Consider the following 26,552-nt stretch of genomic DNA (forward strand, 5'->3'; position numbering starts at 1 on the left):
CGGCGGGTTCCAGCCGGAGTCCCTTTCACAGCGGCTGCCGTCGCACAAGCGGTACAACGTGTCCGGCGGCAAGGAGCTAGTATGCCATACATTCCCCATACGCCGGAAGAGTTGCATGAAATGCTCTCCGTAGTTGGCGTGCGCAGTCTGGATGAGCTTTTTTCCGACATCCCGTCCAGCATGCGCCCCCAGAGCTTTGATCTGCCCAAGGGGCAGAGCGAGGCCGCCGTCTGCAGACACTTTGAAGAGCTGGCAGCCAAAAACTGCCCCGGTCATGTGTCCTTTCTCGGCGCAGGCTTTTATAACCACGACATCCCCAAGGCTGTGGACGCGCTTTCTGGCCGCAGCGAATTTTACACCGCCTACACGCCCTATCAGGCAGAATGCTCACAGGGCACCTTGCAGGCCATTTTTGAGTTCCAGACCGCCGTCAGCCGTCTGCTGGAAATGGATTGCGGCAATGCCTCCGTGTATGACGGCGGCACCGCCATTTTTGAAGCCGCCATGATGGCTGTGCGCTCCACGCGCCGCCGCGTGCTGGTGGTGGACGAAGCCGTCAACCCCATCTGGCGCTCCATGCTGGAGGCCTATGTTTCGAGCCTTGATCTGGAAATCAAGACCGTACCCCAGCAGAATGGTTGCAGCGATATGGACGCCCTCATGGCTGCCACCGACACTACATGCGCTGCCGTCATTGTGCAGAATCCCAACTTCTTCGGCGCAGTGGCGGACTACACGGCCCTGTTTGCCAAGGCCCGTTCCAACAAGGCCTTTGGCGTCATCTCCGTGTATCCGGTCATGCAGTCCGTTCTTAAAACCCCTGGCGAAATGGGGGCTGACGTGGCCGTGGCCGAAGGCCAGAGCCTTGGCATGAACCTCTCGTTCGGCGGCCCCTACCTCGGGCTCATGGCCTGCCGCAAGGAACACATCCGCCAGTTCCCCGGCCGCATTGTGGGCCGCACCACCGATGTGGACGGCAAAACCGGCTACGTGCTGACCCTGCAAGCCCGCGAGCAGCACATCCGCCGCGCCAAGGCCACATCCAACATTTGCTCCAATCAGGCTCTCTGCGCCCTGCGCTCGCTCATCCACATGAGCCTGCTTGGCCCGCAGGGCCTCACCCGCGTGGCCGAAAACAACATGGCTCTTGCCCGCTACGCTGTGGAGCGCCTCACCGCCCTCAAGGGTGTGGAACTGCTCAACAGCGCCCCCTACGGCTCGGAAGTGGCCCTGCGCCTGCCCATGCCCGCTGCTGAAGTGGTCAAGGCCATGACGCAGAAGGGTGTCGTGCCCGGCTATCCGCTGGGCCATCATTATCCCGGCATGGAAAACGTGCTGCTGCTCTCGTGCACCGAGGCCAACAACCGCACCCAGATAGACAAGCTGGCCGAAATCATGGGAGGTCTGCTGTGAAAACCATTTTCGCCAAATCCGTTTCTGGGCGCACAGCCTGCTGCCTGAACAGCGACGCCCCCAAGGCTGAGGCCATGTTGCCCGCAGACCTGCTGCGCAAAAAAGCTCCCCGTCTGCCCGAATGCTCGGAACTGGACGTGGTGCGTCACTTCACCCAGCTTTCGCAACTCAACTACAGCGTGGACGCCAATTTCTATCCTCTTGGCTCCTGCACCATGAAGTACAACCCCAAGTTCATGGAATACGTGGCGGCGCTGCCGGGCTTTACTCACCTGCACCCCATGATGGCCCAGCTTGAGGGCGGTGCCGACTGCGCCCAGGGCGCGCTGCAATGCCTGTATGAAGCCGAGAATCTGCTCTGCGAACTCACGGGCATGAAGGCCTTTACCTTCCAGCCCATGGCCGGGGCCAACGGCGAATTCACCGGCGTAAAGCTCATTGCCGCCTATCACAAGGCCAAGGGACGCAACCGCAAAAAGATGCTCATTCCCGATGCGGCCCACGGCACCAACCCTGCCTCCGCCGCCCTTGCCGGATTTGACACCATCAACATCGAATCACGCGACGGCATGGTGGATCCCGAAGCCATTGTGGCTGCCATTGCCGAACATGGAGAAGATGTGGCGGGCCTCATGATGACCTGCCCCAACACCCTCGGCCTCATGGAAGTGCACTTGCCCCGCATCGTTGCCGAACTGCGCAAAGTCGATGCCTTGCTGTACTACGACGGCGCGAACATGAACGCCATCATGGGAAAAATACGCATGGGCGATGTGGGCTTTGACGTGGTACACCTCAACGTGCACAAAACCCTGGCCACCCCGCACGGCGGCGGCGGCCCCGGCGCTGGCCCCGTGGGCGTTACCGACCGTCTGCTGCCCTTTATGCCCGCCCCGCGCGTGGCAAAGCATCCTGACGGGCGTTTCTTCCTCGATTACAACCTGCCGCAGACCATCGGCCCCATCGGCCCCTTCTACGGCAGCTTTGGCGTGGTCATCAAAGCCCTGGCCTACATGCTGCGCCTCGGCGGCGAAGGCCTCACCCGCGCCTCTGAATACGCCGTGCTCAACGCCAACTACCTCAAGAAAAAACTTGAGGACGTGCTGGAGATTCCCTTCAAGGATCGTTTTTGCGCGCACGAATTCGTGGCCTCCGCACCGCAGGGTCTGCGCGCTCTGGATATCGCCAAGGCCTTGCTGCAACGTGGCATTCACGCGCCTACCATCTACTTCCCGCTTATCGTACACGAGTGCCTCATGGCCGAGCCCACGGAGACGGAAAGCAAGGAAACTCTGGACGGTTACGTTGAAGCCCTGAAGGAGATCATCCTCACGGGCAAGGCTGATCCGCAGTCCCTTCAGGAACTGCCCACCAACCTGCCCGTGCGCCGTCTGGATGAAACCGCCGCCGCGCGTCAGATGGTGCTGACGGAAGATATGGGATAGAGATAATTGGGGGCAGGGGGCTGTCCCCTGCCCCCAAACCCCCATCCCGCAAAAAAAACTTTTATTACGGGCCTTGGCTGACGCTGAGGTCTGTTTTTTTTGTTATCGGGTTGAGGCGAAATTTTTTTGTTTGAATGTCCTTTGGGTACGATATTCCGCCCTCAGGCGGAGTTTGGGACGCCTGCGCGGCGCGCGGCAAGGTGGGGCCGGTTATGGGGCTACGCCCCCTTCTCGGCCCCCCTTGCATCCCCCCCGAAGCACCCCCTGAGGTTTTCAGCTTCCACAAAATTGCGAGGGCAACGCGGCCATAGCTGCGGGAGCTTCCTTCACTCGCTGCACTCGTTCAGGTGATCTCCCTCCGCGCCGTGTTAATGCCAGAGTACGCTTTTGCGTTGAGTCGAACTCCGTTTCAGCCGGACACAACGAATAACTGTGACGTTGCAGTGCGTCCTTTTAATTTGACAATTGGAGGTTTCGGTTAGCCCACAGTCAGATATGCAAAGTTTTTTTCAGCGGGCTGAGGCAAGCGCCGCCGACATATAGCTGAAATCACAAAAGCGGGGTGAAATAGTTCGCGAGGTATGGGAGTAGAGACAGTATTGAATTTTATTCGGCCAGGATAAGGCGGATGAACTACGCGTAACTGGAACTCGGCTCGCCATCAGGAGCTGGTCGTGAAGTCGCCTTCCTTAGACTCGCCGGAGCGTAGCGGAGGCGATGGTTGGTGTTGGGTGAATTTGCAAAATACGGTTTTTGCGGTCTGACAAGGAAAAATCCAGTTTTTAAGCGCAGCGTACTTGTGTACGTGAGCATTAAAAACTGGATTTTGACGCATTCAGTCCGTAAAAGTCGGGTTTGCGTAAATCAGCCGGACAGGCTCACCCACACCCATCATAAAGGAAACATACCTGCTTGAATTTTCAGGCCATCTCTTCAACCACTCCCGCAGCCAGCACGCGGCCTTCTTCGTCATAAACCGCTGCCACCTGACCGGGAGCCGTAGGAAACTGCGGTTCAGCCAGCATAATGCGCAGACACGGATCCTCAACCTGTACACGTGCCGGGCAGGGGCGCTGCCGATGCCGCAGCCGTACAAGCAACCTGTCAGGCCAAAGATGAGGCGGCAATGCGACATTTGCTGGCCCTGTCACGCAGGTGCGTATGCCCAGCAAAGCACGCGGCCCAACCACAAGGCTGTTGGTCTCGCTATCCTTGGTCAGCACAAAAAGCGGCTCAGTATGGGCAATGCCAAGGCCCTTGCGCTGCCCCTCCGTATAGCGCCACAGCCCTTTGTGTCGAGCGATTTCGCGTCTGTTACCCTCAGCGTCCTGCAATAGCACTGGCCCCGGCCCCGGTGCGATGGTGCCCGCCGCCTGCCAGTGCCGCTCCAGAAATGGACGGTAGGCCTCGGCGGCAGACATGCCAGCCTGCGCCACGGGCGGGGCAAAACAGATATCCTGGCTCTCGGACGGCAGGGGAACTGCCAACCCGGCAGCCGCCACAACGGCGCGGGTTTGTTCCTTGTTCTGCCCGTAAAGCGGAAACAGGGCGCGACTCAGCCGCTGACGCGGCACAAGGCTGAGAAAATAACTCTGATCCTTGGCGGCATCCGCAGCGGCGGCAAGCAGGGGATAGGTTTCGGAAGTTTCATCCTCGCCAGCCCGTTGGGGCACGTCCGAGCCGGGAACAAGGCGGGCATAATGCCCAGTGGCAAGCTTGTCCGCACCAAGAGCAAGGGCGGTGTCGAGCAGCACGCCAAACTTGATGGCCCTGTTGCAGTATGCGCAGGGGTTGGGTGTGCGGCCCTGCGCATAGGCTGCGGCAAAGGGGGTCAGCACTTCGCGCTGAAAGGCTTCGCGCAGGTCGGCCACATGCAGGGGAACCCCAAGCGTGGCGCAGGCTTCGGCCAGCCCTGCGGGGGCAACGGTTGGGCCGTCTGGCAAAAAAAGACCGTGCAGGGCCAAAACGCGAAAGCCCGCATTGTGCAGCATAACCACTGCGCACAGGCTGTCCACGCCGCCGCTCACGGCAACGGCCACGGTTGGGCTATGTATATGAGGGGCGTTCATGGGCTTGGTCACTCCCTTGTTGTTGTCGCCGTGGAGGGCGGAGCTGTTGACGCAGCACATAAGGGATGGCGGGAAAGAGGGAGGGGGAGGCATGACAGGAGGAACCCTTGCGGGCAAAGGTTCCTCCTGCCCAAAAGCGAACTACAGAATCTGATTCAGGAACTGCCGCAGGCGCGGATGGCGGGGGGCAGTGAAAAGCATTTCAGGCTTGCCCATTTCCACAATCTGGCCCTGATCCATAAAAATGAGGCGGTCGGCGACCGTGCGCGCAAAGCCCATTTCGTGGGTTACGCAAACCATTGTCATGCCTTCTTCTGCCAGCTTCACCATAACGTCCAGCACTTCGCCCACCATTTCGGGGTCAAGGGCTGATGTAGGCTCGTCAAAGAGCATGATGGAGGGCTGCATGGCCAGAGCGCGCGCAATGGCAACACGCTGCTGCTGCCCGCCCGAAAGCATGGCAGGGTACACATTGGCCTTGTCGCTGATGCCTACCTTTTTGAGCAGACCCAGAGCGCGGGCATCGGCTTCTTCGCGCGAAAGTTTGCGCAGATGGCGTGGCGCAAGAGTAAGATTCTCCAGCACGGTCTTGTGCGGAAAAAGGTTGAACTGCTGAAAAACCATGCCCAGGTTCTGGCGCATCTCGTTGATGTTGTTCTCATCGCTCTGGATATCCTGCCCCTGAACGATGATGCTGCCCTGGTCTATCTGTTCCAGTCTGTTGATGGAACGCAACAGGGTAGACTTGCCGGAGCCGGAAGGGCCGATAATAACCACACGTTCGCCGGGAGCAATATCCAGACTTACATCCTGCAAGGCAGGCAGCGAGCCGAAGTACTTCCAGACGTGATTGATGGAGATAATGGGGGCGGCGCTATTTTCCGTCATAGTAATTCAGCCTGGATTCCATGATGCTCACAGCCTTGGAGAGCACAAGAGTGATAATGAGATACATAATTGCCACTATGGTGTAGGTCTCAAAATACAGGTAGGTGGTGCCCACAAAGCTGCGCGCGCGTTGCATGATGTCCGGCACGGCCATGATGGATACAAGCGAGGTATCCTTGAGCATGGCGATGCATTCGTTGCCCACGGGGGGCAGAATGGTGCGCATGGCCTGGGGCAGCACCACAAGGCGCATGGTCTGGTAGCGGTTGAAGCCCAGTGAACGCGCGGCTTCTGTCTGGCCCTTGTTGATGGCAGTGATGCCCGCGCGGAACACTTCGCCCATGTAAGCGCCGTAGCAAAAACTGATGGCGACAACCGCAGATGTCACGCCGCTCACCTGCACAAAGCGCGAGAGGGCGTAGTAGATGTAAAATATCTGCACAAGCAGTGGGATGCCGCGTATCACTTCCACATAGGTGGAGGCGATGAGGTTTATGAGGCGGTTGTCCGAAATGCGACCAAGACCTGTGAGCAGCCCCAGCGGCACCGCGCAGCAGATGGAAAGCAAGGTGATCCTGAATGTGATCAGTACACCGTCCGGCAGGTAAAGCAGAATGCGCAGGTATGGCTCGGGCCAGAGCGTGCAGAGGGTAAACAGGGTGCCGAGCGCGCCCACCAGGGCGATAGACCATGCGTTTATCAGGCGCCATTCACGCGGGTCGGGGATGGATGCGCCATCCGTGACCATAATGATGTTGCCTTTGCTTCCATCTTTTTTATCGTGCATCGCAGTCCTTCATGACAAGGCGTTTAAGGCTGGCAGCAGGGCGGCAGGCTGCCATGCCGGGATGCCGCGGGTTATAACGGGCTGGCCCTGTGGTGTAAGGCATTGCCCTGGTTTATGCAATGGCTTCCGGGCAAAAGCCCGGAAGCCACCAAAATATCACAAGAAAAGAAAACTATTTGGAAGCGCCCATCCACTTCTTGAGCAACTGGGCTTCCACGCCGGATGCTTTCACATCCTTGATGCCCTTGTTCAGTTTTTCCACCAGGTCCTTGCGGCCCTTGCGCACGGTAAAGCCGTAGTATTCCTTTTCTTCAGTCTTGAAGGAAATGTTCAGCTTGCCAGCGGTGTCGGCCTTTTTGTTGACGTAGTAGAGCGCAACCGGATCATCGCAGATAACGGCGTCAAGGCGGCCGCCCAGCATGTCCTGAATGGCAAGGCCCACATCGTCGTATTCCTTGAGGTCAACAGCCACGCCAGCCTTGCGGATAACAAACACGCCGGTAGTGCCGATCTGGCCGCCGACCTTCTTGCCCTGGAGGTCAGCCAGGCTCTTGATGCTCTTGCCAGCGGGCAGCACAACGGCCTGGGCAACTTCATAATAAGGATCAGAGAAGTCAAACTGTTTTTGACGTTCTTCAGTGATAGTGGTGGCGGCAGCCACGATGTCGTACTGTCCGGTGGCTACGCCGCCGAAAATGCCGTCCCAGGCGATGTTGCGCACATCAACCTCAAAACCGGCGGCCTTGCCAACGGCAGTGATGAAGTCCACATCAAAGCCAATGGGCTGCTTGTTGGCGTCCAGCATTTCCATGGGGGGCCAGGTGCAGTCGGTGGCCACAATGAATTTTTCAGCAGCCATGGCCTGGCCGCACAAAAGGGAAACGGCAACCAGGGCCAGCAACAGACGACGGATCATGTCCACTCCTTAAAATACGGCGGGGCGCCCAGGACAAGCCCGAACGCCCCGCGAAAACGGAACGTTAGTTGGATTTACCAAGCCACTTTTCAGCAATTTTGCGGTCTTCGCCAGAAGCCTTCACAGCGGCAATGCCCTTGTTCAGCTTTTCCACCAGGTCCTTGCGGCCCTTGCGGACGGTGAAGCCATAGTATTCCTTTTCGTCGGCCTTGAACGAAATGTTCAGCTTGCCGGCGGTGTCAGGCTTTTTGTTCACATAGTACATGGCAACCGGATCATCGCAGATAACGGCGTCAAGACGGCCGCCCACGAGATCCTGAATGGCCAGGCCCACATCGTCATATTCCTTGATATCCGCGCTGACATTGGCCTTGCGCATAACAAAGATGCCGGTGGTGCCGATCTGGCCGCCGACCTTCTTGCCCTTGAGGTCCGCCAGAGTCTTGATGCTCTTGCCAGCGGGCAGTACCACGGCCTGAACCACTTCATAGTAAGGAGCGGAGAAGTCAAACTGCTTTTCACGCTCGGGGGTGATGGTCACCGAGGAAGCTACGATGTCGTACTGGCCGGTGGCCACACCGCCAAAAATGCCGTCCCACGCGATGTTGCGCACTTCAACCTCAAAGCCTGCGGCTTTGCCCATGGCGCGGAGGTAGTCGGTGGAGAAGCCTTCAGGCTGCTTGTTGGCGTCCAGCATTTCCATGGGGGGCCATGTGCAGTCGCTGGCCACAACGAATTTTTCGGCGGCAGCCGCCGGCCCGCAGAGCAGGGCAAGGGTAATCAGGGCAAGAATAACACGGCGAAACATAGGACCTCCTAACCAGGTTTTATGATTCAGGCCCGCCGCTGTATGCGTCATGGGGGACGCCTGCGCCGTAATCAAGTGGCCGTAATCACTGAAAACGGCTACAGGCTGCGGCGGTCCGTGGTTCGCCGGTAAGCGCGGGGTGCACCAGTAGGGCGGGCTACCAACCAGAAAAGAGCGTCTTACTTTTTAGCGTTGGCGGCTCCCGGCGTCAAGCGCTTCGGGCCGTTGGGCCGACAGTTTGCGGGTATTTACCACGCATTTCCGGGGGCTGGGCCTTCTTCTTCGTCGTCAGGGGTTTTTTCAGGGGCGGGCGGCGCGGCATGCGCGGTGCGGACAATGGGGGGTGTGGGCACTACAGCAATGGGCTGGTCGTCCACTTCATCAGCGCGCTCGTCGCGCAGGGCCTGCTGCAAAAACCAGTCTTCGCGGATGCGCCAGGATGCCGCAGCCGTGTATGCGGGCGAAGAATAGCCCACAGAAAGCACCAAGGTGCGGCGGGCATGTTCCTGCAGGCGGATGAGCAGGGGGGTAAAGTCCGCATCGCCGGAAAGAATGATGAATTCGTCAAAGTGGGTGGAGTGGGAGAGGTCGTCCATGCAGTCCATCACCAGATGGATATCGGTGCTGGTCTTGCCGCGGGTGGTCAGCGGCGGGCAGTCCACCACCTGGAATGCGCTGCGGATGAATGGATTGCGGTATTCCTGATAGCGCTGGGGGTTCAGGTAGCACATGCGTTTGAGGATGCGGCGGCGCACGCCTTCGCCGTACAGAATGCGCAGCGCATGGTTTTCAATCCAGCGCACCCACCGGTATGGAACAGAGCCAAAGGCCCTGGCCGCCTCGGGGTCAATTTCAAGAAAGCGGGTGTAAATATTGTCGAAGTCAACGTAAAGTGCACTGAATACTTCGTCAAAACCGGTAAATCTGGCCATATTGTACCTCAATGGTGAAATAATTTATCGCAAAAGTATATTTTGCCTGTTTCCCTAATGCAAGGACTTTACTGCTACTTGAATTTATGCCCGCCAACGGATACATCTTGCGCCATGATCTGTATCCAAACAAAGGGCGCATGAGCTGTGCTGAATATATTTAATGAAGCAAAAAAACGGGGTTTGAACGTACGGGAGCGCCTGCTTTGCGTGCTGTGCAATCCGTCTGATGTGCAGTGGAGCCGTTGCCTTTTCTGGTCGTTCTGGATTTCGCTGGCCTCCTTTCCCATAGGGTACGGCGCGCGTGAGGTCTTGCCAGTCATCTGCTTTATTTTTCTGTTGCTCTTTTATCGCTACAACTGGACAGAAAGCGTTTTGCACAGGCTTGATGCGCGCCCGCTTTTTTATTGTCTGTGGGCCATGATCGGCATTGGCGTGTTTTTTTCAGAAAACATGTGGACTTCGCTTCTCCACGCGGGCACAGGCATCAACAAGGGTTTTATTCTGCCGTTCATCGGCATGGAATGCGTGCGGAGCGAAAAAGACCTGCGCCGCCTTGTGTGGGCCTGCGTGCTGGCCTGCTTCTGGGAAGGGCTGGACGGCCTGCATCAGGCGCTGACCGGCACGGATTTCATCATGGGCTACGCTCTTAATGCGGGCAGGCTCACGGGGAGCCTCGGCGATTATACCGTGGGCAACTACATAGCCCTGGCGCTCATTCCTGCCTTTTCCCTCTGGTTTATCCTACGCCGCGCCCTCTCGCCTGCGGCTTCGGCCCTGCTGTGGTTTGCAACGCTCTGGCCCGCGTTTTTTCTGCTGATTGGCGCAAGCAGCCGCAGCGGCGCGCTGGCTGTGGCTGTTTCCTTTGGTTTGTGGGTGCTGCTGCGCGGAGGCCGTGGACGCTTCAAACTTGCCGTGGGCTCGCTGGGGATTCTGCTGGTTGTGCTCGTGCTTCAGGGGCGGGCCGGGCTGGGCGCGGTGGAGAGCGATGGCCGCTGGAGCCTGTGGCATCTGGCATGGCAGGTGTTTTGCGAGCATCCCTGGCTGGGAGCCGGAGCGGGCCGTTATAACGAGGCCTTCCGCGCGCTCGGCCTTACGCCTGAAAAAGACGTTATCACCATCAGCCATCCGCACAACCTTTATCTGGATATGCTGTACGCGCACGGTATTGTTGGCTTTGTGCTGGGCATGATTTTTCTGCTGGGCTTCATCTGGTGGGGCTACAAGCGTATACGCCCGCGCCTGCTGGCAGAGCTTGAAAGCAAAAGCCCCAGCAACTACTGGCGCATGACCGCCTGGTTCTGGATCGGTTTTGGCGGTTGGCTGGTCAATGGTATCTTTGGGCATGATTTTTACCGCATCTGGTGGCTGGGGCTTGCCATGAGCCACCTTGGGGTCATGATCGGGGCTGTGGTCAACGGGCTGGATGCCGCACCCGAAGACCTGGCCGAGCAGGCGCGCCAGGATGGGGCCGCAGCGGTGGGCAAAACATTTTTTTAAACAGCCTCATACGAGCAAACGATAATGCGGTTACGCGCGCACTGTGCGCGTAACCGCAAAACTTTTTTGCAAGCCTTGTGGGGAAAAGTCTTACTGATCGGTAAAGTCTTCCGCGCTGGTCTGCTGCCCGCCATGCGAGCGCAGCATTTCAAGCGCCTGCTCCTTGGTGAGTACGCGGCCCACACACCGGGCGTGCTGGCGCTTGTTTTCCGGGCAATAGCCCATCTGCACGCAGCTTGGGCCAGCTCCTGCAAAGAGGTCGGACGCGGCCTTGCGGCAAAGGCGCAGCATCTGCCACGCCAGATGGCGTATTTCGTGCTGGGCATTGCGGCAGCAGCGGATGGCAAACCAGTCAAGCAGGGCGTGGGCATTCATGCCGATGATGGCCTTGAATTCCGTGGCCTGAGGCTTCAGGTAGCGCAAATCTTCTTCTGGCAGTCCTGCGTCAAGGCCCGCATCATACCACTGCCGTGAAATGTCAGCCAGATCGTGCCCGCTGAGGGTTGCCGTGTGCCCGTCGGGCAGGGTCACCTGCGCGGAAAATTCGGCCACGCTGCGCGGATATACCACGGAATAGCGGCGCTTGCCCCCCAGTTCCGCCCGCCCGGACTTGATGAGGTACGAGGCCAGCCGCTTGCGTACAAGCTGGGTTTCTGTAACGCGCGAATAACCCTCAACGCCAAAGAGAAAAAAGTCGAACTCAAGCGCGGCCCTGTGGCCGGAATCGAGAATATTCTGCACGATCTGGCGCGAGTAGGGCGAGGCCACAATTTCTTCCAGATCGCGCTCGCTGCGCACAAATCGGGCGGCGATATCCGTGTAGATTTTTCCGCCGCCTGCCAGCAGCACAACCTTGCCGTTGCCAGTGTATTTTTCGTCAAGCATGGATACTCCGCCTCACATCTAGAACATTTAACACTTGAAATGCCCGCTTACGGCAGGCAAAGCCTGCCTGCTCTCAGGTCTGTAAAACAGAGGCAGACTATAGGGCAAAGCACCTCTGCGGGCAAGGTCGCGGGCCGCGCCGCGCAAGGCGCGGATAAACCGAAAAAGTCCCGCCCTGCGCGGGTATTTGGGGCGACATCTTGACATGGAGCGGGCAACACGCCAGAGTGACGGAGTTTTTTGAGATGCCGCCGCCGGATGACCTTTCATAGGCTGAACTCCGCGCAGGCCGCAGATATTCGCAGAAACCCAGCATGAAGAAGGAGATCGCATGAGCCAGCATTCCGCCCCCTACGGCATTCCTGACAGCAAGGGCTTTTTTGGGGCCTACGGCGGGCAGTTCGTACCCGAGCCTCTCAAGGCCCGTCTGGACGAAGTGGCCGAAGCCATGAAGGCCGCCGAGGCGGATCCGTCCTTCCAGAACGAGCTGGATTATCTTTGCTCCCACTACACGGGGCGGCCCAATCCTGTATTCCACTGCGCCAATCTGAGCCGTCACCTTGGCGGCGCGCAGATATGGCTCAAGCGCGAAGATCTCAACCATCTGGGCGCGCACAAGATCAACAATACCCTTGGGCAGTGCCTGCTGGCAAAGCGCATGGGCAAAAAGCGCGTTATTGCAGAAACCGGCGCAGGCCAGCACGGTGTCGCCACAGCCGCCACAGCGGCCCTGATGGGGCTGGAATGCACCATCTGCATGGGTGAAGTGGATATGGAGCGCCAGCACCTCAATGTTATACGCATGGAGATGCTCGGTTCGCGCGTGGTGGCTGCCAAGAGCGGTCAGCGTACCCTCAAGGAAGCTGTGGACGAGGCTCTGGGCAAATGGATTGAAGACCCGGAAATGTTCTATGTGCTTGGTTCTGCCGTTGGCCCGCACCCGTATCCTTACATGGTGCGCGTTTTTCAGTCTGTGGTGGGGCGCGAGGCCCGCGCCCAGATGCTGACCGAAACTGGCCGCCTGCCCGATGCCTGCCTTGGCTGCGTGGGCGGTGGTTCCAACGCCATTGGCCTGTTTGCGGGTTTTCTTGACGATGCGGACGTGCGCCTTTTGGGCGTGGAACCCGGCGGTCGCGGCAACAGCTACGGTGAACATGCCGCATCCCTCTGTCTGGGCGAACCCGGCGTCATGCACGGTTTTAATTCCTACATGATCAAGGACCCCGCGGGCGAGGCGGGCGAAGTGTATTCCATCTCCGCCGGGCTTGATTATCCCTCTGTGGGGCCGGAACACGCCCTGCTCAAGGATATGGGCCGCGCCGAATACGTAAGCGTGACAGACAAGGAAGCCCTGGACGCATTTTTTGCCCTTTCGCGGCATGAAGGCATCATCCCGGCGCTGGAATCTTCCCACGCGCTGGCCCATGCCATGAAGATGGCCCCCGGCATGCCTGTGGACGGCATTTTGCTGGTGAACCTCTCTGGCCGTGGCGACAAGGACGTGGCCCAGGTTGCCGAAATGATGCAGAAGGGCCTGATTTAGGGTAATTCTTAAAATGCTCAGGCGGCTGCGTGAGCAGACGCCCGCCAGTTTTGCAGGAGGAGCGCGGGGGATGGAAGCTTTTTGGCTTTTTCCCCCGCACTTGCTTTTTTTCTTTAACTCCCCATTCTTTTGTTATGCAGAAGCCCGAATCATCCAGCATTCCCCTTACTCCCGGCGTTTACCTGTACAAGGACGCCAAGGGCCGCATCATCTATGTGGGCAAGGCGCGCGTGCTGCGCCGCCGGGTGCTCTCCTATTTTCGGCCAGAAGGCCTGCCCGCCAAAACGCGGGCCATGCTTTCGCATGCCGAGAGCATTGAGTACCTGACCACCACCACGGAAAAAGAGGCCCTGCTGCTGGAAGCCAGTTGCATCAAAAAGCACAGGCCGCACTACAACATCGTGCTGCGCGACGACAAGCAGTACGTGCTTTTTCGCATCAATCCCAAGCATCCCTTTCCCCGGCTGGAAATCGTGCGGCAGGCGCGGCGTGATGGCGCGCGCTATTTTGGCCCGTTCACGTCCGCTCTGGCGGCGCGTGAAACGTGGAAGCTCATCCACCGGGCCTTTGCCCTGCGGCGCTGCACCGACAAGGCCATGAAAAACCGTGTGCGCCCCTGCCTGTATCACTTTATGGGGCAATGCCCCGCGCCCTGCATGGGCATGGTGACATCGCAGGAATATAACGAAAACGTGCGCAAGGTAACGGATCTGCTCCAGGGGCGCTCCGCCGAGCTGCTTGGCGGGCTGCGCTCTGCCATGGAACAGGCCGCCGAAAAACTGGAATTTGAAAGGGCCGCCAGCCTGCGCGACCAGATCCGCGCAGTGGAAAGCACGGTTGAACGGCAGGCCGCCGTGCTGCCCGGCGGCGGCGACATGGACGTGGTGGGCCTGTTCTCTGCGGACAAGGGGCTGGCACTGGGGCTTATCTTTGTGCGCAACGGGGCGGTGACTGACGGGCGGGCTTTTTACTGGTCGGGCCTGACCTTTGAAGACGCGCCGGAGCTTTTGTGGTCGTTCATGGGGCAGTATTACAGCCAGGCCACGCCGCCCCCGCGCATCCTGCTGCCCTGGATCCCCGCCGATCAGGAAGAGGCGCCGGGGGAAGAGGGCGACAGGGCAACTGGCGAAAACGGGCAGGCAGGCGAAAGCGGCGCATCGACCCGCGAGACTCTGGAGCAGACTCTTGCCGATCGCCGGGGCGGAGCCGTGCGCATTGTGCCGCCGCAAAATGCGGGCGACAACCAGCTCATCGACCTTGCGCAATCCAACGCGCGGGAGGAAGCCCGCCGTCAGGAACAGAAAACGGATCAGAATATTCTGGAGCGTCTGGCAAAAGCCCTGCACCTGCCCGGCCCGCCCATGCGCATTGAATGCGTGGATGTGTCCCACACCGGCGGGCAACAGACCCGCGTGGGCATGGTTGTTTTTGAAGATGGCAAGCCCGAACGTTCGCAGTACCGGGCCTATGCCATGCCCGACAGCGGGGATGACTACGCAACCCTGTATGCCTGGGTGGCGCGCAGGCTTGAGAGCGGCCCGCCGTGGCCGGATTTGCTGCTCATAGACGGCGGGCGCGGGCAGCTCGGCTCCGTGCAGCGTGCCCTGCGCGAGGCAGGGCAGGAAGACCTGTTTGCTCTGGCTGCTATTGCCAAGGCCAGGGATGAAGAGGGCCATGCCGACCGCCGCGCTGGCAATGTGGCTGACAGAATTTTTGTGCCCAACCGCGCAAATCCGCTGCCCCTGCGCGAGGGTGGCCCGGAGCTGCTGTTTTTGCAGAACGTGCGCGACAACACCCACCGCTTTGCCATTGGGCGACACCGTCGGGCGCGGCAGGGTGCTGCCCTGTCTGGCGAGCTGATGCGCCTGCCGGGCATCGGCCCTGCCACGGCGCGTTTGCTCTGGGACAACTTCGGCAGTGTTGAGGCCATGCGGGCCGCAGGGGTGGAGGATTTGTGCAAGATTCCCGGCATCGGCCCTGCCAAGGCCGCCCTGCTGCGCGAAAAGCTGCGCGGTCTCGATTGATTGCCGCAGTGCGTCATTGACGACTGCTCACAAAAAAAGCCCCGAAAGGGGCTTTTTGCATATATGAGCGCGTTACGGCGAGGGGCGTTATTTGCCCCAGAGCAGCATCAGGGGATGCGCTGGCTGGAGTTCTTCAATGGGGATCTCCACCTTCTGCGCGCCAGCCATGCCAGGGGCCACCTGATAGGGCTGAAAGTTGATGCGTATGCCAGAGGGCGTCAGGGTCAGGCTGGCGAAGTTTTCCGGCACGGGATTAAGGCCTGTGCGCAGGTACTGCTCCTGACGCATGCCGCCCAGACGCTGGAAAAGCTCCCTGCGCGACCGTGCGGACATGATGGCAAGGGCCGCGTCCGGATCTTCAAAAATATCCACCAGCCCCAGGCGCTGGCCTGTCAGCAGGCTGTAGTTCAGGGTCATGATGTCCAGATTGCCCTGTGCGCCGCCCGTGTATGTCCAGACTTCAAAGGTGATGCTCAGCGCCTTGTCCGAAGGATGGCTTAGAGAATAGGAACACCACAGTTCAGGAACCGGGCGGTTGCCATCCGGGTACAGACCGGGCGAATTGAAGGTTTCTTCAAAGGCGTTGGCAATGCCCGTGGCCCATTCGCGGATATTGGCGTCCACAGCGCGAATGCCCAGCGAGGGATAGCTGAGGTTGATATCCGGTTTGCCCTCCCGGTTGGTGCGCACGATCTGGTGTTCAATGATGCCAAGGCGGCGCGAACCGGAAATAATGGCTGCCGCAGTCTTTTCGTCGGCTTTTTCCACAGCTTTCGGCGCGGGCGCGGCATCTGCCGCGGCAGGGGTGTCCGCTGCGGCAGAGGTGTCTTTGTCCGCATTGGCCGGGAGCTGAGGGGGCTGGCCTGCGCCCGCATTGGGGTCGGCAGCGGCCAGCGAAGTGGGAGGCGCGTCCGCGGAATCCTTGCGGGCCGGTATTATTTTAATGCCCTGGACTGGAGTTTCAGCTTTAAGTGATCCCGCTGCCTGCACTTCAGGCAGACGGGCAGCAAGGGCGGCCTGCGCGCATGCCAGCAGCGGCAAAAGCAGAAGCAGAAAAAAGACTAAGCGGGGCATATTCATCCATTGTAGCGGTCAGAAAAGTCTGGCCGACGGGGTTTTGCGGCAAAGCCCGCATGTGCAGGCACAGGAACACATGCGGGCGGTAAATACAATAGCTTTAAACCTTGAATCCTTCACGCAGGCGCAGAAGGCCGCGCCAGTTTCTGAGCAGCAGCACTGCCGCCAGCACCAGATACACCTGCGCAAAGAAATAGTGCAGGCGTAAAGGATCGTGCGCAAGCCCCAGCAGGGCTTCAACCTGGGTGTCGTAGAGCGGCGAGAGCAGCTGGGCTGCAAACAGGATGAACAGCCACAGGGCCTCGCGTACATGCAGGCGCAGATCCACCAGCAGGGCCACGGCAAAAAGGGACTGCCCGGCGGTCAGTAGTATTTCCTGAAACTGGTGAGTGTCAAGGTTTATGGAAGGTGAAAGCGAGCCAGATGACGCGGCGTAGACACCAGGGATCATGCCCACAAGCAGGGTCCACTGGTTCAGCTTGGACGAAAGCAGGCTGCCCAGAGCCAGCGAAGCATTGCCCCGTGCGGCAAACATGAGGGCAATGATGAATTCGGGCGACTCCGAGGCAAGAGGCGCAAGCCACTGCACCAGCAAAAATTCGTTGATGCCCAACAGTTTTCCGCTGGCAACCAGACTTTCACTGAAGGGTTCGGCATTGCACAAAATGACCAGCGCTGAAAAAAGGAAAATAAGAATAACGCTGCGCAGGCGCACCTTTTTGGCAAAATGGGCCAGCAGGGCTGCGGGGCCCTCGGGTTCTTCCTCTTCCACGGGTCTGCGGGCGATAATGCAGATGTACCAGATATAGATGCCCAGCAGCACTACGCCGTCAACCCAGGTCAGCGAACCCTTGAGCGGAATAAACAGGGCGTAAATGGTCGCCAGGCCGAGAAAGAGCACGTCTGTGCGTTTGTCGTCCGGCAGGGAAACGCCCGAATGGAAACGTCTGGCAAAAACAAGCACAATGGACGACCAGCCCACGCCGATGAGCAGCCTGTTGGCCCCGGTCATGTTGGCAATGGCGTAGTGGGAGTATGCGCTCTCGGGGTGCTGGCCCGCCATCCAGGTAAAGTACATGTCCACAGCGTATTCGGGCAGCACTGCGATAAAGGCCACAACAGCCACGGCTACAGCCTGCGGAATATCCATCTGGGCGACTTCGCACGCCCAGGTGAGCAGAAAGGACGCACCCAGAATGGCCATGCCCGAGAGCAGGGCCACCAGAAGCGGCGAAACGTCAGGGTGCAGAAAACGCAGCCCAATGCCTGGCAGGGTCATGCCCACGGCAATGATGTAGGGGCGCAGTGCGCGAATGGTCATGCTGTTCTCCTTAAAAAGAAAAAAGACCTTGGCGATGTAACGCCAAGGTCTCACTAATCGGCTATACCGACGGCGACACCAGGCCATGAGGCCATGCTGTTGATGTCGCCAGGGTTTCGAGAACCCAGTTACTCCCCTTGAGCCGCTAAAATAGACGTTGTTCATCGTGCTGTCAACAACGTCGCCAGGCGTTCAGCGGCTTGCAGCGCCGCAAAATCGGGGGGCACAGGCTTTGCTGCCTGAACCCTGCGCCGCAATGTTGCAAGCGGGCAGGCGGCACTTGCCAGTATGGGTGCCTGCGGCTAAAGTGGCGGTGAATTATGTGCCGGTGTTACCGGTCAGCCTAGGAGCTTTTTGTGAATATTACTTGTCCGCGTTGCGGTTTCAGCCGCGAATTGCCCGCCGATCGTCTGCCTTCCAAGGCAGTTATAGCCACATGTCCGCACTGTGCATGCCGATTCCGTCTGGTTCCCGGCGTTGGCGTCATGGATGTTTTGTCCGAGCCGGAACACCCCGTTGAAAATCCTGCGCACAGTGGTGATTCCGAAGCCGCCGCTGCGCGGCCTGAAAATTTGGGTGCGGAAGAGCATGGGCGGGGAGCCTGGCAGTCGGGCGATGATGATCCATTGCCCCCTGGGGCCATTGTTCCCGGTCATTCCGCGCAGAAACCCTCCCGTGCTGAAGACGAGCGGGGCGAGAGCCGTGAACCCGCGCAAAAGCCGCAGTCTGGCAGAAAATTTCCTCAGGCGGATACTGGGGAAGAAAGGCATATCGGTAATCTGTGGGGGCTGCTGGGCGGCAAAAATATTTTTGGCCAGCGTGTCGATAAGAGCAGTGAAAAACGCGCTGGCGACCGGGATGACGACAATCAGCAGAAACGCAACTCGCAGCGCGGGCTTTTTGGCCCGGCTGACGATGATGCTGATGACAGCCGTAATGCCAGCGCGGCCTATGCGCGTGAATCCTCGCGTTTTGAAAACGACCGCGAAGACAATCAGGACGATGGGCAGCACGGCCCAGCCAATCCCTGGGAGGCCGCGCCTGAGCCGGATGGCTGGATACCCGCCTTTTATCACACCTGTATGCGGGTCATGTTTGGCGCGCACAACTTTTTTGCCCATATGCGGGCGGAATCCTCGCAGGTGCGGCCACTGGTGTTCTATCTGATAATCAGCGTCATTCAGGTTGTTATCGAAAGGGTGTGGTCGGGCATCTTTCTTTCCCTCATGGCGCCCAGCGCCGCTTCTGACCCCGAGCTGGAAAAAATGCTCATTCTGCTTTCGCCCCAGCTCAGCCTGCCCATGACCATCCTGATCAAAACAGGCGTTTCTGTCGTGCAGCTCTATGTGCTGACGGCGCTGATGCATTTTACCTATGGCTTCATAACGGGCAAAAAGCCCGAATTCTCGCTGGTGTTTCAGGTGGCGGCCTATGCGGCAGCACCCTCGCTGCTGTGCGTGGTGCCCTTGCTGGGCTCCATAGTGGGCTTCATCTGGATGATCGCCTGCGTCCTTGTGGGGTGCCGCACGGTTCTTAATCTTACGTGGCCGCAGACCTTCATGGGCTTTGCTCCTGTTGTGCTGCTGCTCGCGCCGCTGTTGTTGCAGGTGATGAAGGCTGCCCAATTCTGAGGATTGCCATGGCCCGCTTTTGGCGAAGAATTGCGCTATTCTGGCATGAATTTCGCAGTTGTCGTAAATATGGCGCAAGCATCAGGCCAGACACCATTCGCGCCAAGGCCGAAGACCTTGGGCATCTGGCGGAACTGGCCGGAAGAAGCATTGCGCTGACGGAAGCGGAATCGCTCCATCTGGTTCAGCTGGAGCGGGAAATGCGCAGCCTTGTGCAGATGACCCGCCAGACCTCGTTTTGCACCATCCCGGCAGAAAAACGCCGCGATCTGCACGACAGCCTGGCGCAAGCCAGGGAAAAGCTGCTCGATTCCATGCAAAACGCATGTCTGGCCTCGGAGAAAACGCAATGAACCATCTGTATATCCGGTTTTGTGGCTTGGGCGGCGCGGGGTCGCGCCAGCGCGGGCCTCTTGCGCTGGCGCTAGTCACAGCTACAATTCTGGCAACGCTTTTGTTTACACTCCTCGGCGGCTGCTCTTCGCCGCCAGACGACAGCCACAGGTCTGTGAGCGTCACTGGCGATTTCGGCACGCCTTTTCAGTTTCAGATAAACAACTTTGTGCGCCGTCAGCCTCCTGCCATTTACGTGGCGCCGCAGATGGTTTTGGGGCGGCGACCCCGCGCCCTGTTCGTACCCTTGCGTGCCACGCAGCAGATAGCCAATGCCGTGAGCTTCAGCGAGATGCTTTCGCGGCAGGTCTGGCAGGTCTGGCTTTCGCTCAATGCCTTTCAGGCCCTTGAGTATGCGCCGCAGGGCGCGCCGTACGAACCCTCCCGCGCCATAGCCCTGGCCCGCCAGCGCGGCGCGGAAATGGTGGTCGGGGGGTACATCAATCACTACATGGACGGCGGCAGCACTGGCTCCAGTTCGCTTTCGCTGGCTATGGAGGTGTATGACGCGCGTTCCGGCACCTTGCTCTGGTCCATGGCGCAGGGCGGGCTGATGGAAGCCCGGCAGGTGCATGATTTTTATCTTTTCTCCATCAGGGAGCGCAATCCCGGCGACCCCTCGGGCTTTATCGCCCGCTCGCTGGCATGGGATATGGGCCGCGAAGTTCTGGCCTGGGTTGACCCTTCGTCCAAGGAAAAGTCGTTCTGGGATACGGTGTTTGGCACAAAGGCTTTTTAGGAGTATCAATCCGTTGCCGTCCCTCATATGACGCAGGGATTGTACCTTTTTGAACTTTTGCGGAGTGGGTAACGGTAGTTCCAGGCCCTCTTTGTGATTTAGTTCCCTGTGCCAAGGCGAATACTGCAAAAAAATTGGGCAGATAAGGTCTGAGGCACTGCGTTGCCATTCTGTGTTTCCGTCTTTTCGGCGAGGCTGTGTTGTCGCCGCCGATATGCTACAGCCCGCCATGCGGGCTTTGCCGTCAAGCTGGAGCGGGGCAGTGATGTCCCGCTCCTAACTTTTTGAGTCGTAAGGAAAAAGCTCTGTTTGACGAAGCTATTGTCACAGGGTAAGTAATAAGAAATACTAGGGCTGTTCACTCCGTCACAAGCAGCTTGCGCGTTGCGTCACCGCGGCCGCGTCTGTCTTGGCTTCGGCCTTTTGCCAGCAAAAGGCCGCGTAGGTATGCGGGAACAGTTCCTTGCCGATCATTCCCCCAATGGATTTGGCTGAATGGGAAGCGGCAGAAAGGAGATCCGCCGTGTGCGCGAAGATGCAAGGTCTTTATTTTGACAAGCAGGACAGGGACATCCTGGCTCTGGTCAACCGTATTCTGGAATCCGACGGCAAACAGTCGGACACATTTCTTTTTGATCCCAGCCTGCACCCGCACGGCATCAAGGAACTGGTGGCCTCGCCTGTTTCGCGCATGGCGTATGCCGTCATAAACCTGCTGCGCAACCTTCAGACAGGCCGCACACAGGCTCGGGACCGTCTGCTTGCCCTCAAGACCCTGTATGATGAAGTGCTCAACAGCGCCCATTCGGCCCTGCGGCGCAACACCGCGCGCGCCCTCATGCAGATCATGAAGAGCATGGTGCGTGCCCACGGCAACCAGCTTGAGCAGCTCAAGCTGGCTCACGATTTTCGCCGCACCGTGCAGGGAACGCCGCGCGTGGTGCGCCGTATGCTTGCGCGCTATCATCTGCCTGAAATGCCCGAAAGCTGGAATCAGCTTGCCTTTGACGACCATGTGTATGATGCCAACACCAAGGGGCGCAAAACACCCACCCATCTGATCATGGACGCATGGATCAAGGGTATGCGTTCCCTTACTGTTGCCTATGAATACTGGGTGCAGCCCGAGGCCGCGCGCGAAATCCTGCGCGCAGCGGAAATCACCGGCATCGGCGTGCGTATCGGTCTGGAATTTCATCTGCCTTTTTACGGGCGCTTCATTAGTCTGTTCTGGATTCCTCGTGGCTTCAGCTCCAACGAGGATTTTCTGGAGTTTTTGCACAGCCCCAAGGTTGCCGAGCTCATGAAGAGGGGCCGCGAGGTGCTGCGTTGGCGTCGTGAACGCGTGCTTGAAAGCCTTGCGCTCTGGAACGAAATCCAGCGTCCGCAGCTTGAAGCCCAGTGGGGAGTCCCTGTGCCGGAACTGACCGGCGAGGGCTTTTCGCGGCATGTGGGCCGGGGGCAGGCCTCTGGCCTGCACCTTGCCGAGGCGCTGCATGCGCATGTGCAGCCCTCGCTACGTGAACGCGCAGCCCTGTTGCTTGAGAGCGATAGCGAAGAGGCCAGGGCCGAGCTGGTTTTTCTGGACAGCCTGAGCGCTGAATACATTGCCGACCACTGGCTTTCGCCCCAGGAACACCCGGAAATGCCCGACCTCAACAAGCCCTGCGCGCACGGCGACCTGCCGCCGCTCATGCAGCTCTCTGTGGGCGACATTACCCGAGAGCTTTCTGAACTGAACCCCGGCTACCGCCTTGTGCTGAGCACCAAGGGGCTGAGCGTGGAAGACGTGGCGGAGCTTTTGTGGGACAGCCGGGGCAGCATCAGCCATCTGGAAATTTTCAACATGCGCGGCTGGATGGAAGGCAAGCACTCCTGCCTCAAGGCCATCAGCGAGTTGCAGCAGGCCCTCAATGAAGGGCTTGGCCCGCGTGTGAAGCAGATGATCCGCACGATGGTGCGCCGCATGAGCACCCAGGATGAGGAGCGCGCGGCGAAGTTCCGCCATATTCTGCACAACGTGCCGAAATTGTGGGAGCACTATCGCAACAAGCCCCTTGGTTCACGCCTTGGCACAAGCTCGGTGAGCCGCGATTCCTACGGCATGGGTTTTGTGCTGCGCGAAACCCTGCCCGCACGCAGCCGCAAATTTTACGCAAGGGATCAAAAACAGCCGGATATTCCCGTTTGTTCGCCGGTTGAAGAATGCGTGCGTTACAGCAAACCCCGCAATCCTTCGCCCTGGCAAAAGGCCTTGCGCCTGCTACGCCATCTGCCCGGCTGCCGCCATCTGGGTATGGAACGCCAGTCTGTCTGGAAGACCGCCAGCGTGGACTTTCGCATCTGCACCAAGGGCAACGTGCTCAATCTTGGCGGCTTGAGCCTTGCCTGCGGCAACGGCCTGCTGGGCAAAACCTGCGAAAAGGGCAGCAGCGAACCTCTGGGGCCAGCCTATTTTAACAGTTTTGTGAGCAACTGCCTCAAGGTGCTCATGGGCTTCTGCCCGGCGTTTTTCTCCTTTATGTACACGCAGAACTGGTGGTTCCTCGCCTGGTGCGGCACCTTTATCTGGTTTGGCATTACGGGATTCCGCAACGTGGTGCAGATGGTCATGGCTGCCAAGGGGGCAACGCGTTCCACGCTCATTCACTGGAAAGATCAGGTCAACGTGAGCCGCTTGTGCGATTCGCTCATGTTCACGGGCTTTTCGGTGCTGCTGCTCGAAATGCTGGTGCGTGTGCTGCTGCTCGACAAAACCCTCGGCATTACTGCGGCCCAAGACCCCTGGGTGGTGTTTGGCGTGCTCAGCCTTGTTAACGGCATTTATTTGTGTGCGCACAATGTGTTTCGCGGTTTTCCCAAAGAAGCGTCCATCGGCAATCTGTTCCGCAGCCTTCTGGCCATCCCGGTGTCGTCGCTGTACAACTGGGTGCTGTATCAGATGGCCTTTCTGCTGGGGGTGGATAACCCGGCCATGTATCTTGTGCCGAGCGCTGCGGTTATTTCCAAGATGGCCTCGGATTCGGTTGCCGCTCTCATTGAAGGGTATGCCGACAGCCAGGTGAACCTGCGCATGCGCAGATGGGATTATCGCAGCAAACTTGCCAATGTTTTTGACTGCTACACGCGCCTGGAATTGCTGTTTCCTGACGAAGACGCTCTTATCAAACTGGCAAAATCCGGCGGCTTGCAGGGCAGCGGCGGGGTGATGGGCAAGGAGCTTGAACGGGCTTTCATCATTAACGCCCTTGACCTCATGTATATATGGTTCTATCAGCCCCGCGCGCAGGATGCCTTCCGGCAGATTGCCAGGGCCATGCCCGAGGCTGACCGCAACGTGCTTGCGCGGGCGCAGCTTGTGCTGACGCGTGAGCGAGAGGTCAGCCAGATGCTGGTGGACGGACTGCTTGGACGTAATTTTTCCCGGCCACTGGCTTTTTACCTTGATAAGCGTAAAGAATATCTGAGGCGGTTAAGCCGTCTGTGCCGTCCCGGAAAGATGCGGGAACCGGGAACATTCTGACGCCATTGCGGTTGCAGTTGGCGCCAGGAAGCCAGATATAGACCAAACGGCAGCAAGAGAACAGCTGATGCCTGCTGCGCAGGCATCAGCTGAATAATCATACGGCGGGCGCGGGCATTTGCCTTTGCGTCGGGCACAGGGCGCTCCTGCCTGACAGGCAGCGCCAGTACACACCGGAAGTATGGGAACGACGCGGTTCCCGTCTTCAAACCACCGTTGCAGGTTCGCCTGCTTCGGTGGTTTTTTGTTGTTGTGGAAAAGTACAATGCAAAACGGTTAGTCATCTGTTTTTTCACGGTTTTATTTTAAGCGGGTGCATTGTGTGGTCAATCAATCAATGGTGTGCTTGTGCAAAAAATAATTTTACACTCTAGTTGATTGTGCAAAAAAGAACTTTTGAATGTGAAACTAAAAGGAAAAAAAGAACTAACTAAATGCTTTGTTATGCTTGCATTGGTTTTTTATATGGTATATTTTTTCCCACAGGAGTCTTTCATACTTACGACAGAGCATTTCACACTAATATCGTTCTGTATAACAAAAGGAGTTACGAATGAGTACGGATCTTAAGAGCATGCATATGGGTCAGATCACCTCGTTCTTTATCCCTAACGTCACCCTGGTGGGCGAGGGATGTTCCAAAGAGATTCCTGCTCGATTGAAGAGCATCAATGGTGCGAAGCCGCTGGTTGTAACTGACCAGGGTATCGTTAATGCCGGTATCCTTAAAGTGATCACCGACATCCTTGATGCCGCCAAGATGAAGTATGCCATATACGATAAGACCATCCCGAACCCCACGGACAAAAACGTTGCAGAAGCTTTTGAGCTGTACAAAAAGGAAAAGTGCGACAGCATCGTTACCCTTGGCGGCGGCAGCTCGCATGACTGCGGCAAGGGCGTAGGCTTTTTGGCTGGCAACGGTGGCAAGATTCATGACTATGAAGGCGTGGACAAGTCCAAAAAGCCCTTCCCCCCGTATGTTGCTGTTAATACCACCGCAGGCACCGCCTCTGAAATGACGCGTTTCTGCATTATCACCGATACCTCCCGCAAGGTGAAAATGGCCATTGTTGACTGGCGCTGTACCCCCAGCGTGGCCATTGACGATCCCGTTCTGATGATGGGTATGCCCCCGGCCCTGACCGCGGCCACCGGCATGGACGCCCTGACCCACGCTGTGGAAGCCTATGTTTCCACCGCCGCCACGCCCATGACCGATGCCTGCGCTGAAAAGGCCATGGAATACATCAACCGTTATCTGCGCCGCGCCGTTGCCAACGGCCGGGACAAGGAAGCCCGCGAAGGCATGTGCTATGCCCAGTATCTGGCTGGTATGGCTTTCAACAACGCCAGCCTCGGTCACGTGCATGCCATGGCTCACCAGCTTGGCGGCTTCTATGACCTGCCCCACGGCGAATGCAACGCCATCCTGCTGCCCCATGTGTGCGAATACAACCGCATCTCCAGCCGCCGTCGCTTTGGCCGCATTGCCCAGCTCCTGGGCGAACTCACCCAGGGCATCAGCGCTGACGAAGCCTCGCGCAAAGCCATCACCGCCATCAACATCCTGTCCAAGGACGTGGGTATCCCTGATGGCCTGGTCGCCCTTGGCAAGAAGTATGGCAAGGAAGTACGCGAAGCCGATATTCCCACCATGACCGCCAACGCCCAGAAGGACGCATGCGGCCTTACCAACCCCCGCTCCATGACGGATGCGGCTGTGGCGGCTATCTACAAGGCGGCCCTGTAATACAGTGTCCTCCAGAATGTAGGCCGTTTGCCTGATGCCCCCCGGTGGGACAGGCCTGTGGCAGACATCGCGGTATGAAAAACGGCGCGGGCTTTCCGCGCCGTTTTTCTTGCTTTTTGCGTTGTGGTTTACGCCCCGCCCCGCTCCGTGTGCCGTGTTTCAGCTCCGCGTATCTGACAGCGGTATGAAATGAAAAACTGCGTGGCTTTGCTCCATAACAAAAAAAAGCGGCATGGAATCCATGCCGCTTTTTGCGTGTTAAGGCAGCCCATGCCCGAGGGGCAGAGGCTCAGGGACGGATGACTTTGTCTGCCAGGTCAAGGCTGGTGACAATATCAAGCATGTTTGAGGTATCGCCCACTTGCTTGGCTTCCAGCAGGCTAAAGTGCGCAAGGCAGGTGCCGCATACAAGCACAGAAACGCCATCGGCTGCCATCTTTTTCAGGGCGTCCAGCGCAGGGCCAGGGTGGGATGCCAGTTTGACGCCGCCGTTGATCAGCACAATACGCCACAGGCGAGGGCCAAGCTCCGGCAGGGTTGCCACAAAATTGCCCATAAGTTTTGCGCCCAACCCGTCATCGCCACGGCCAATGGTCTCAGTGGTGATGAGTACCAGCGTCCGGTTGGTTTCGCCCCGCGGGCGGGAAGCTTCCGTAGCCTGCTGCGGGGCGGATGCCGCAGATTCACCAGCACTTGCCGTGATGCGCCAGCAGTCGGGGCCTTCCTGGCTGGCGGCAACAGTAAAGCCGCGGCCTTCCAGAAAACGCCGCACGTTTTCCCGTGCGGGTTCATTGTCTACCAGCACTTCAAGGGCGTTTGTTCCTGCTGCCAGGGCGTCGCGGGTGCGCATGACGGGCTGGGGGCAGGCCAGCCCTCTGCAATCAAATTGTTCCATGAATATTCTC

20 protein-coding genes are annotated in these 26,552 nt (G+C 58.6%); 10 read left to right on the top strand and 10 right to left on the bottom strand.

What is annotated here, in order from left to right:
* Nucleotides 1-81: 81 nt before the first annotated feature.
* Nucleotides 82-1,413, top strand: a complete 1,332-nt coding sequence (gene gcvPA, locus G449_RS0112200; protein ID WP_022659600.1) for an aminomethyl-transferring glycine dehydrogenase subunit GcvPA — start codon at nucleotides 82-84, stop codon at nucleotides 1,411-1,413.
* Entirely contained in the window at nucleotides 1,410-2,858 is a 1,449-nt protein-coding gene (gene gcvPB, locus G449_RS0112205; RefSeq protein ID WP_022659601.1) for an aminomethyl-transferring glycine dehydrogenase subunit GcvPB, read from the top strand. Before gcvPA ends, gcvPB begins: the two co-directional genes overlap by 4 nt.
* 920 nt (nucleotides 2,859-3,778) lie before the next feature.
* Here gcvPB and G449_RS0112210 read toward each other — a convergent pair.
* From G449_RS0112210 to G449_RS0112235, 6 genes are all read right to left on the bottom strand, one after another.
* The gene (locus tag G449_RS0112210) at nucleotides 3,779-4,927 is read right to left on the bottom strand and encodes an MnmA/TRMU family protein (RefSeq protein WP_027180969.1); all 1,149 of its coding nucleotides are present in this window, start codon (nucleotides 4,925-4,927) and stop codon (nucleotides 3,779-3,781) included.
* A 141-nt stretch (nucleotides 4,928-5,068) separates the two neighbouring features.
* Nucleotides 5,069-5,815: an amino acid ABC transporter ATP-binding protein gene (locus G449_RS0112215; protein WP_022659603.1), complete on the bottom strand. Its 747-nt coding sequence runs from the start codon at nucleotides 5,813-5,815 to the stop codon at nucleotides 5,069-5,071.
* Nucleotides 5,802-6,602: an amino acid ABC transporter permease gene (locus G449_RS0112220; protein WP_022659604.1), complete on the bottom strand. Its 801-nt coding sequence runs from the start codon at nucleotides 6,600-6,602 to the stop codon at nucleotides 5,802-5,804. Before G449_RS0112220 ends, G449_RS0112215 begins: the two co-directional genes overlap by 14 nt.
* Before the next feature lie 172 nt (nucleotides 6,603-6,774).
* The gene (locus G449_RS0112225) at nucleotides 6,775-7,518 is read right to left on the bottom strand and encodes a basic amino acid ABC transporter substrate-binding protein (RefSeq protein ID WP_022659605.1); all 744 of its coding nucleotides are present in this window, start codon (nucleotides 7,516-7,518) and stop codon (nucleotides 6,775-6,777) included.
* A 64-nt stretch (nucleotides 7,519-7,582) separates the two neighbouring features.
* On the bottom strand, nucleotides 7,583-8,326 hold the full coding sequence (locus G449_RS0112230; RefSeq protein ID WP_022659606.1) for a basic amino acid ABC transporter substrate-binding protein: 744 nt from the start codon (nucleotides 8,324-8,326) through the stop codon (nucleotides 7,583-7,585).
* Between the two features lie 248 nt (nucleotides 8,327-8,574).
* Nucleotides 8,575-9,258 carry an NYN domain-containing protein gene (locus tag G449_RS0112235; protein ID WP_022659607.1) on the bottom strand — a complete coding sequence of 228 codons (684 nt, stop codon included), beginning with the start codon at nucleotides 9,256-9,258 and terminating at the stop codon, nucleotides 8,575-8,577.
* A 183-nt stretch (nucleotides 9,259-9,441) separates the two neighbouring features.
* Between G449_RS0112235 and G449_RS17040 the strand changes: the two genes are divergently transcribed.
* Entirely contained in the window at nucleotides 9,442-10,758 is a 1,317-nt protein-coding gene (locus G449_RS17040; RefSeq protein ID WP_245170772.1) for an O-antigen ligase family protein, read from the top strand.
* Between the two features lie 90 nt (nucleotides 10,759-10,848).
* Here G449_RS17040 and G449_RS0112245 read toward each other — a convergent pair whose 3' ends face one another.
* Complete coding sequence (locus G449_RS0112245) at nucleotides 10,849-11,643, bottom strand: FAD-dependent thymidylate synthase (protein WP_022659609.1); 795 nt, start codon at nucleotides 11,641-11,643, stop codon at nucleotides 10,849-10,851.
* A gap of 331 nt (nucleotides 11,644-11,974) precedes the next feature.
* On the opposite strand from G449_RS0112245, the gene trpB reads away from it, so the two are divergent.
* The gene (gene trpB, locus G449_RS0112250; protein WP_022659610.1) at nucleotides 11,975-13,186 is read left to right on the top strand and encodes a tryptophan synthase subunit beta; all 1,212 of its coding nucleotides are present in this window, start codon (nucleotides 11,975-11,977) and stop codon (nucleotides 13,184-13,186) included.
* Between the two features lie 134 nt (nucleotides 13,187-13,320).
* Nucleotides 13,321-15,210 carry an excinuclease ABC subunit UvrC gene (uvrC, locus tag G449_RS0112255; protein ID WP_027180970.1) on the top strand — a complete coding sequence of 630 codons (1,890 nt, stop codon included), beginning with the start codon at nucleotides 13,321-13,323 and terminating at the stop codon, nucleotides 15,208-15,210.
* 87 nt (nucleotides 15,211-15,297) lie between these two features.
* Here the strand turns inward: uvrC and G449_RS17860 are convergent, their stop codons facing one another.
* Both G449_RS17860 and G449_RS0112265 read right to left on the bottom strand, forming a co-directional pair.
* Nucleotides 15,298-16,284: an RsiV family protein gene (locus G449_RS17860; protein WP_027180971.1), complete on the bottom strand. Its 987-nt coding sequence runs from the start codon at nucleotides 16,282-16,284 to the stop codon at nucleotides 15,298-15,300.
* Nucleotides 16,285-16,387: 103 nt separating this feature from the next.
* Complete coding sequence (locus G449_RS0112265; protein ID WP_022659612.1) at nucleotides 16,388-17,608, bottom strand: sodium/hydrogen exchanger; 1,221 nt, start codon at nucleotides 17,606-17,608, stop codon at nucleotides 16,388-16,390.
* A gap of 356 nt (nucleotides 17,609-17,964) precedes the next feature.
* On the opposite strand from G449_RS0112265, the gene G449_RS18665 reads away from it, so the two are divergent.
* The 5 genes from G449_RS18665 to G449_RS0112295 all read left to right on the top strand — a co-directional run bounded on the left by G449_RS18665 (nucleotide 17,965) and on the right by G449_RS0112295 (nucleotide 25,647).
* Nucleotides 17,965-19,239, top strand: coding sequence for a YIP1 family protein (locus G449_RS18665; RefSeq protein ID WP_027180972.1), 1,275 nt, complete (start codon nucleotides 17,965-17,967; stop codon nucleotides 19,237-19,239).
* 8 nt (nucleotides 19,240-19,247) lie between these two features.
* Nucleotides 19,248-19,592, top strand: a complete 345-nt coding sequence (locus G449_RS0112275; RefSeq protein WP_022659614.1) for a hypothetical protein — start codon at nucleotides 19,248-19,250, stop codon at nucleotides 19,590-19,592.
* The gene (locus tag G449_RS0112280) at nucleotides 19,589-20,371 is read left to right on the top strand and encodes a hypothetical protein (protein WP_022659615.1); all 783 of its coding nucleotides are present in this window, start codon (nucleotides 19,589-19,591) and stop codon (nucleotides 20,369-20,371) included. Before G449_RS0112275 ends, G449_RS0112280 begins: the two co-directional genes overlap by 4 nt.
* A 523-nt stretch (nucleotides 20,372-20,894) precedes the next feature.
* The gene (locus G449_RS0112290; protein ID WP_245170771.1) at nucleotides 20,895-23,894 is read left to right on the top strand and encodes a hypothetical protein; all 3,000 of its coding nucleotides are present in this window, start codon (nucleotides 20,895-20,897) and stop codon (nucleotides 23,892-23,894) included.
* 553 nt (nucleotides 23,895-24,447) lie between these two features.
* Entirely contained in the window at nucleotides 24,448-25,647 is a 1,200-nt protein-coding gene (locus G449_RS0112295; protein ID WP_022659618.1) for an iron-containing alcohol dehydrogenase, read from the top strand.
* A gap of 289 nt (nucleotides 25,648-25,936) precedes the next feature.
* Here G449_RS0112295 and yedF read toward each other — a convergent pair whose 3' ends face one another.
* Nucleotides 25,937-26,542 carry a sulfurtransferase-like selenium metabolism protein YedF gene (yedF, locus tag G449_RS0112305; protein WP_022659619.1) on the bottom strand — a complete coding sequence of 202 codons (606 nt, stop codon included), beginning with the start codon at nucleotides 26,540-26,542 and terminating at the stop codon, nucleotides 25,937-25,939.
* Between the last annotated feature and the right edge of the window lie 10 nt (nucleotides 26,543-26,552).

The sequence above is a fragment of the Desulfovibrio desulfuricans DSM 642 genome (genome assembly GCF_000420465.1).
GTDB classification, from domain to species: Bacteria; Desulfobacterota; Desulfovibrionia; order Desulfovibrionales; family Desulfovibrionaceae; genus Desulfovibrio; species Desulfovibrio desulfuricans.

Bases quoted from the DNA above. Each gene is read 5' to 3' on its own strand.
- gcvPA (WP_022659600.1), top strand. From the start codon at position 82: ATGCCATACATTCCCCATACGCCGGAAGAGTTGCATGAAATGCTCTCC.
- G449_RS0112210 (WP_027180969.1), bottom strand. From the start codon at position 4,927: ATGAACGCCCCTCATATACATAGCCCAACCGTGGCCGTTGCCGTGAGC.
- G449_RS0112215 (WP_022659603.1), bottom strand. From the start codon at position 5,815: ATGACGGAAAATAGCGCCGCCCCCATTATCTCCATCAATCACGTCTGG.
- G449_RS0112220 (WP_022659604.1), bottom strand. From the start codon at position 6,602: ATGCACGATAAAAAAGATGGAAGCAAAGGCAACATCATTATGGTCACG.
- G449_RS0112225 (WP_022659605.1), bottom strand. From the start codon at position 7,518: ATGATCCGTCGTCTGTTGCTGGCCCTGGTTGCCGTTTCCCTTTTGTGC.
- G449_RS0112230 (WP_022659606.1), bottom strand. From the start codon at position 8,326: ATGTTTCGCCGTGTTATTCTTGCCCTGATTACCCTTGCCCTGCTCTGC.
- G449_RS0112235 (WP_022659607.1), bottom strand. From the start codon at position 9,258: ATGGCCAGATTTACCGGTTTTGACGAAGTATTCAGTGCACTTTACGTT.
- G449_RS0112245 (WP_022659609.1), bottom strand. From the start codon at position 11,643: ATGCTTGACGAAAAATACACTGGCAACGGCAAGGTTGTGCTGCTGGCA.
- trpB (WP_022659610.1), top strand. From the start codon at position 11,975: ATGAGCCAGCATTCCGCCCCCTACGGCATTCCTGACAGCAAGGGCTTT.
- uvrC (WP_027180970.1), top strand. From the start codon at position 13,321: ATGCAGAAGCCCGAATCATCCAGCATTCCCCTTACTCCCGGCGTTTAC.
- G449_RS17860 (WP_027180971.1), bottom strand. From the start codon at position 16,284: ATGCCCCGCTTAGTCTTTTTTCTGCTTCTGCTTTTGCCGCTGCTGGCA.
- G449_RS0112265 (WP_022659612.1), bottom strand. From the start codon at position 17,608: ATGACCATTCGCGCACTGCGCCCCTACATCATTGCCGTGGGCATGACC.
- G449_RS0112275 (WP_022659614.1), top strand. From the start codon at position 19,248: ATGGCCCGCTTTTGGCGAAGAATTGCGCTATTCTGGCATGAATTTCGC.
- G449_RS0112280 (WP_022659615.1), top strand. From the start codon at position 19,589: ATGAACCATCTGTATATCCGGTTTTGTGGCTTGGGCGGCGCGGGGTCG.
- G449_RS0112295 (WP_022659618.1), top strand. From the start codon at position 24,448: ATGAGTACGGATCTTAAGAGCATGCATATGGGTCAGATCACCTCGTTC.
- yedF (WP_022659619.1), bottom strand. From the start codon at position 26,542: ATGGAACAATTTGATTGCAGAGGGCTGGCCTGCCCCCAGCCCGTCATG.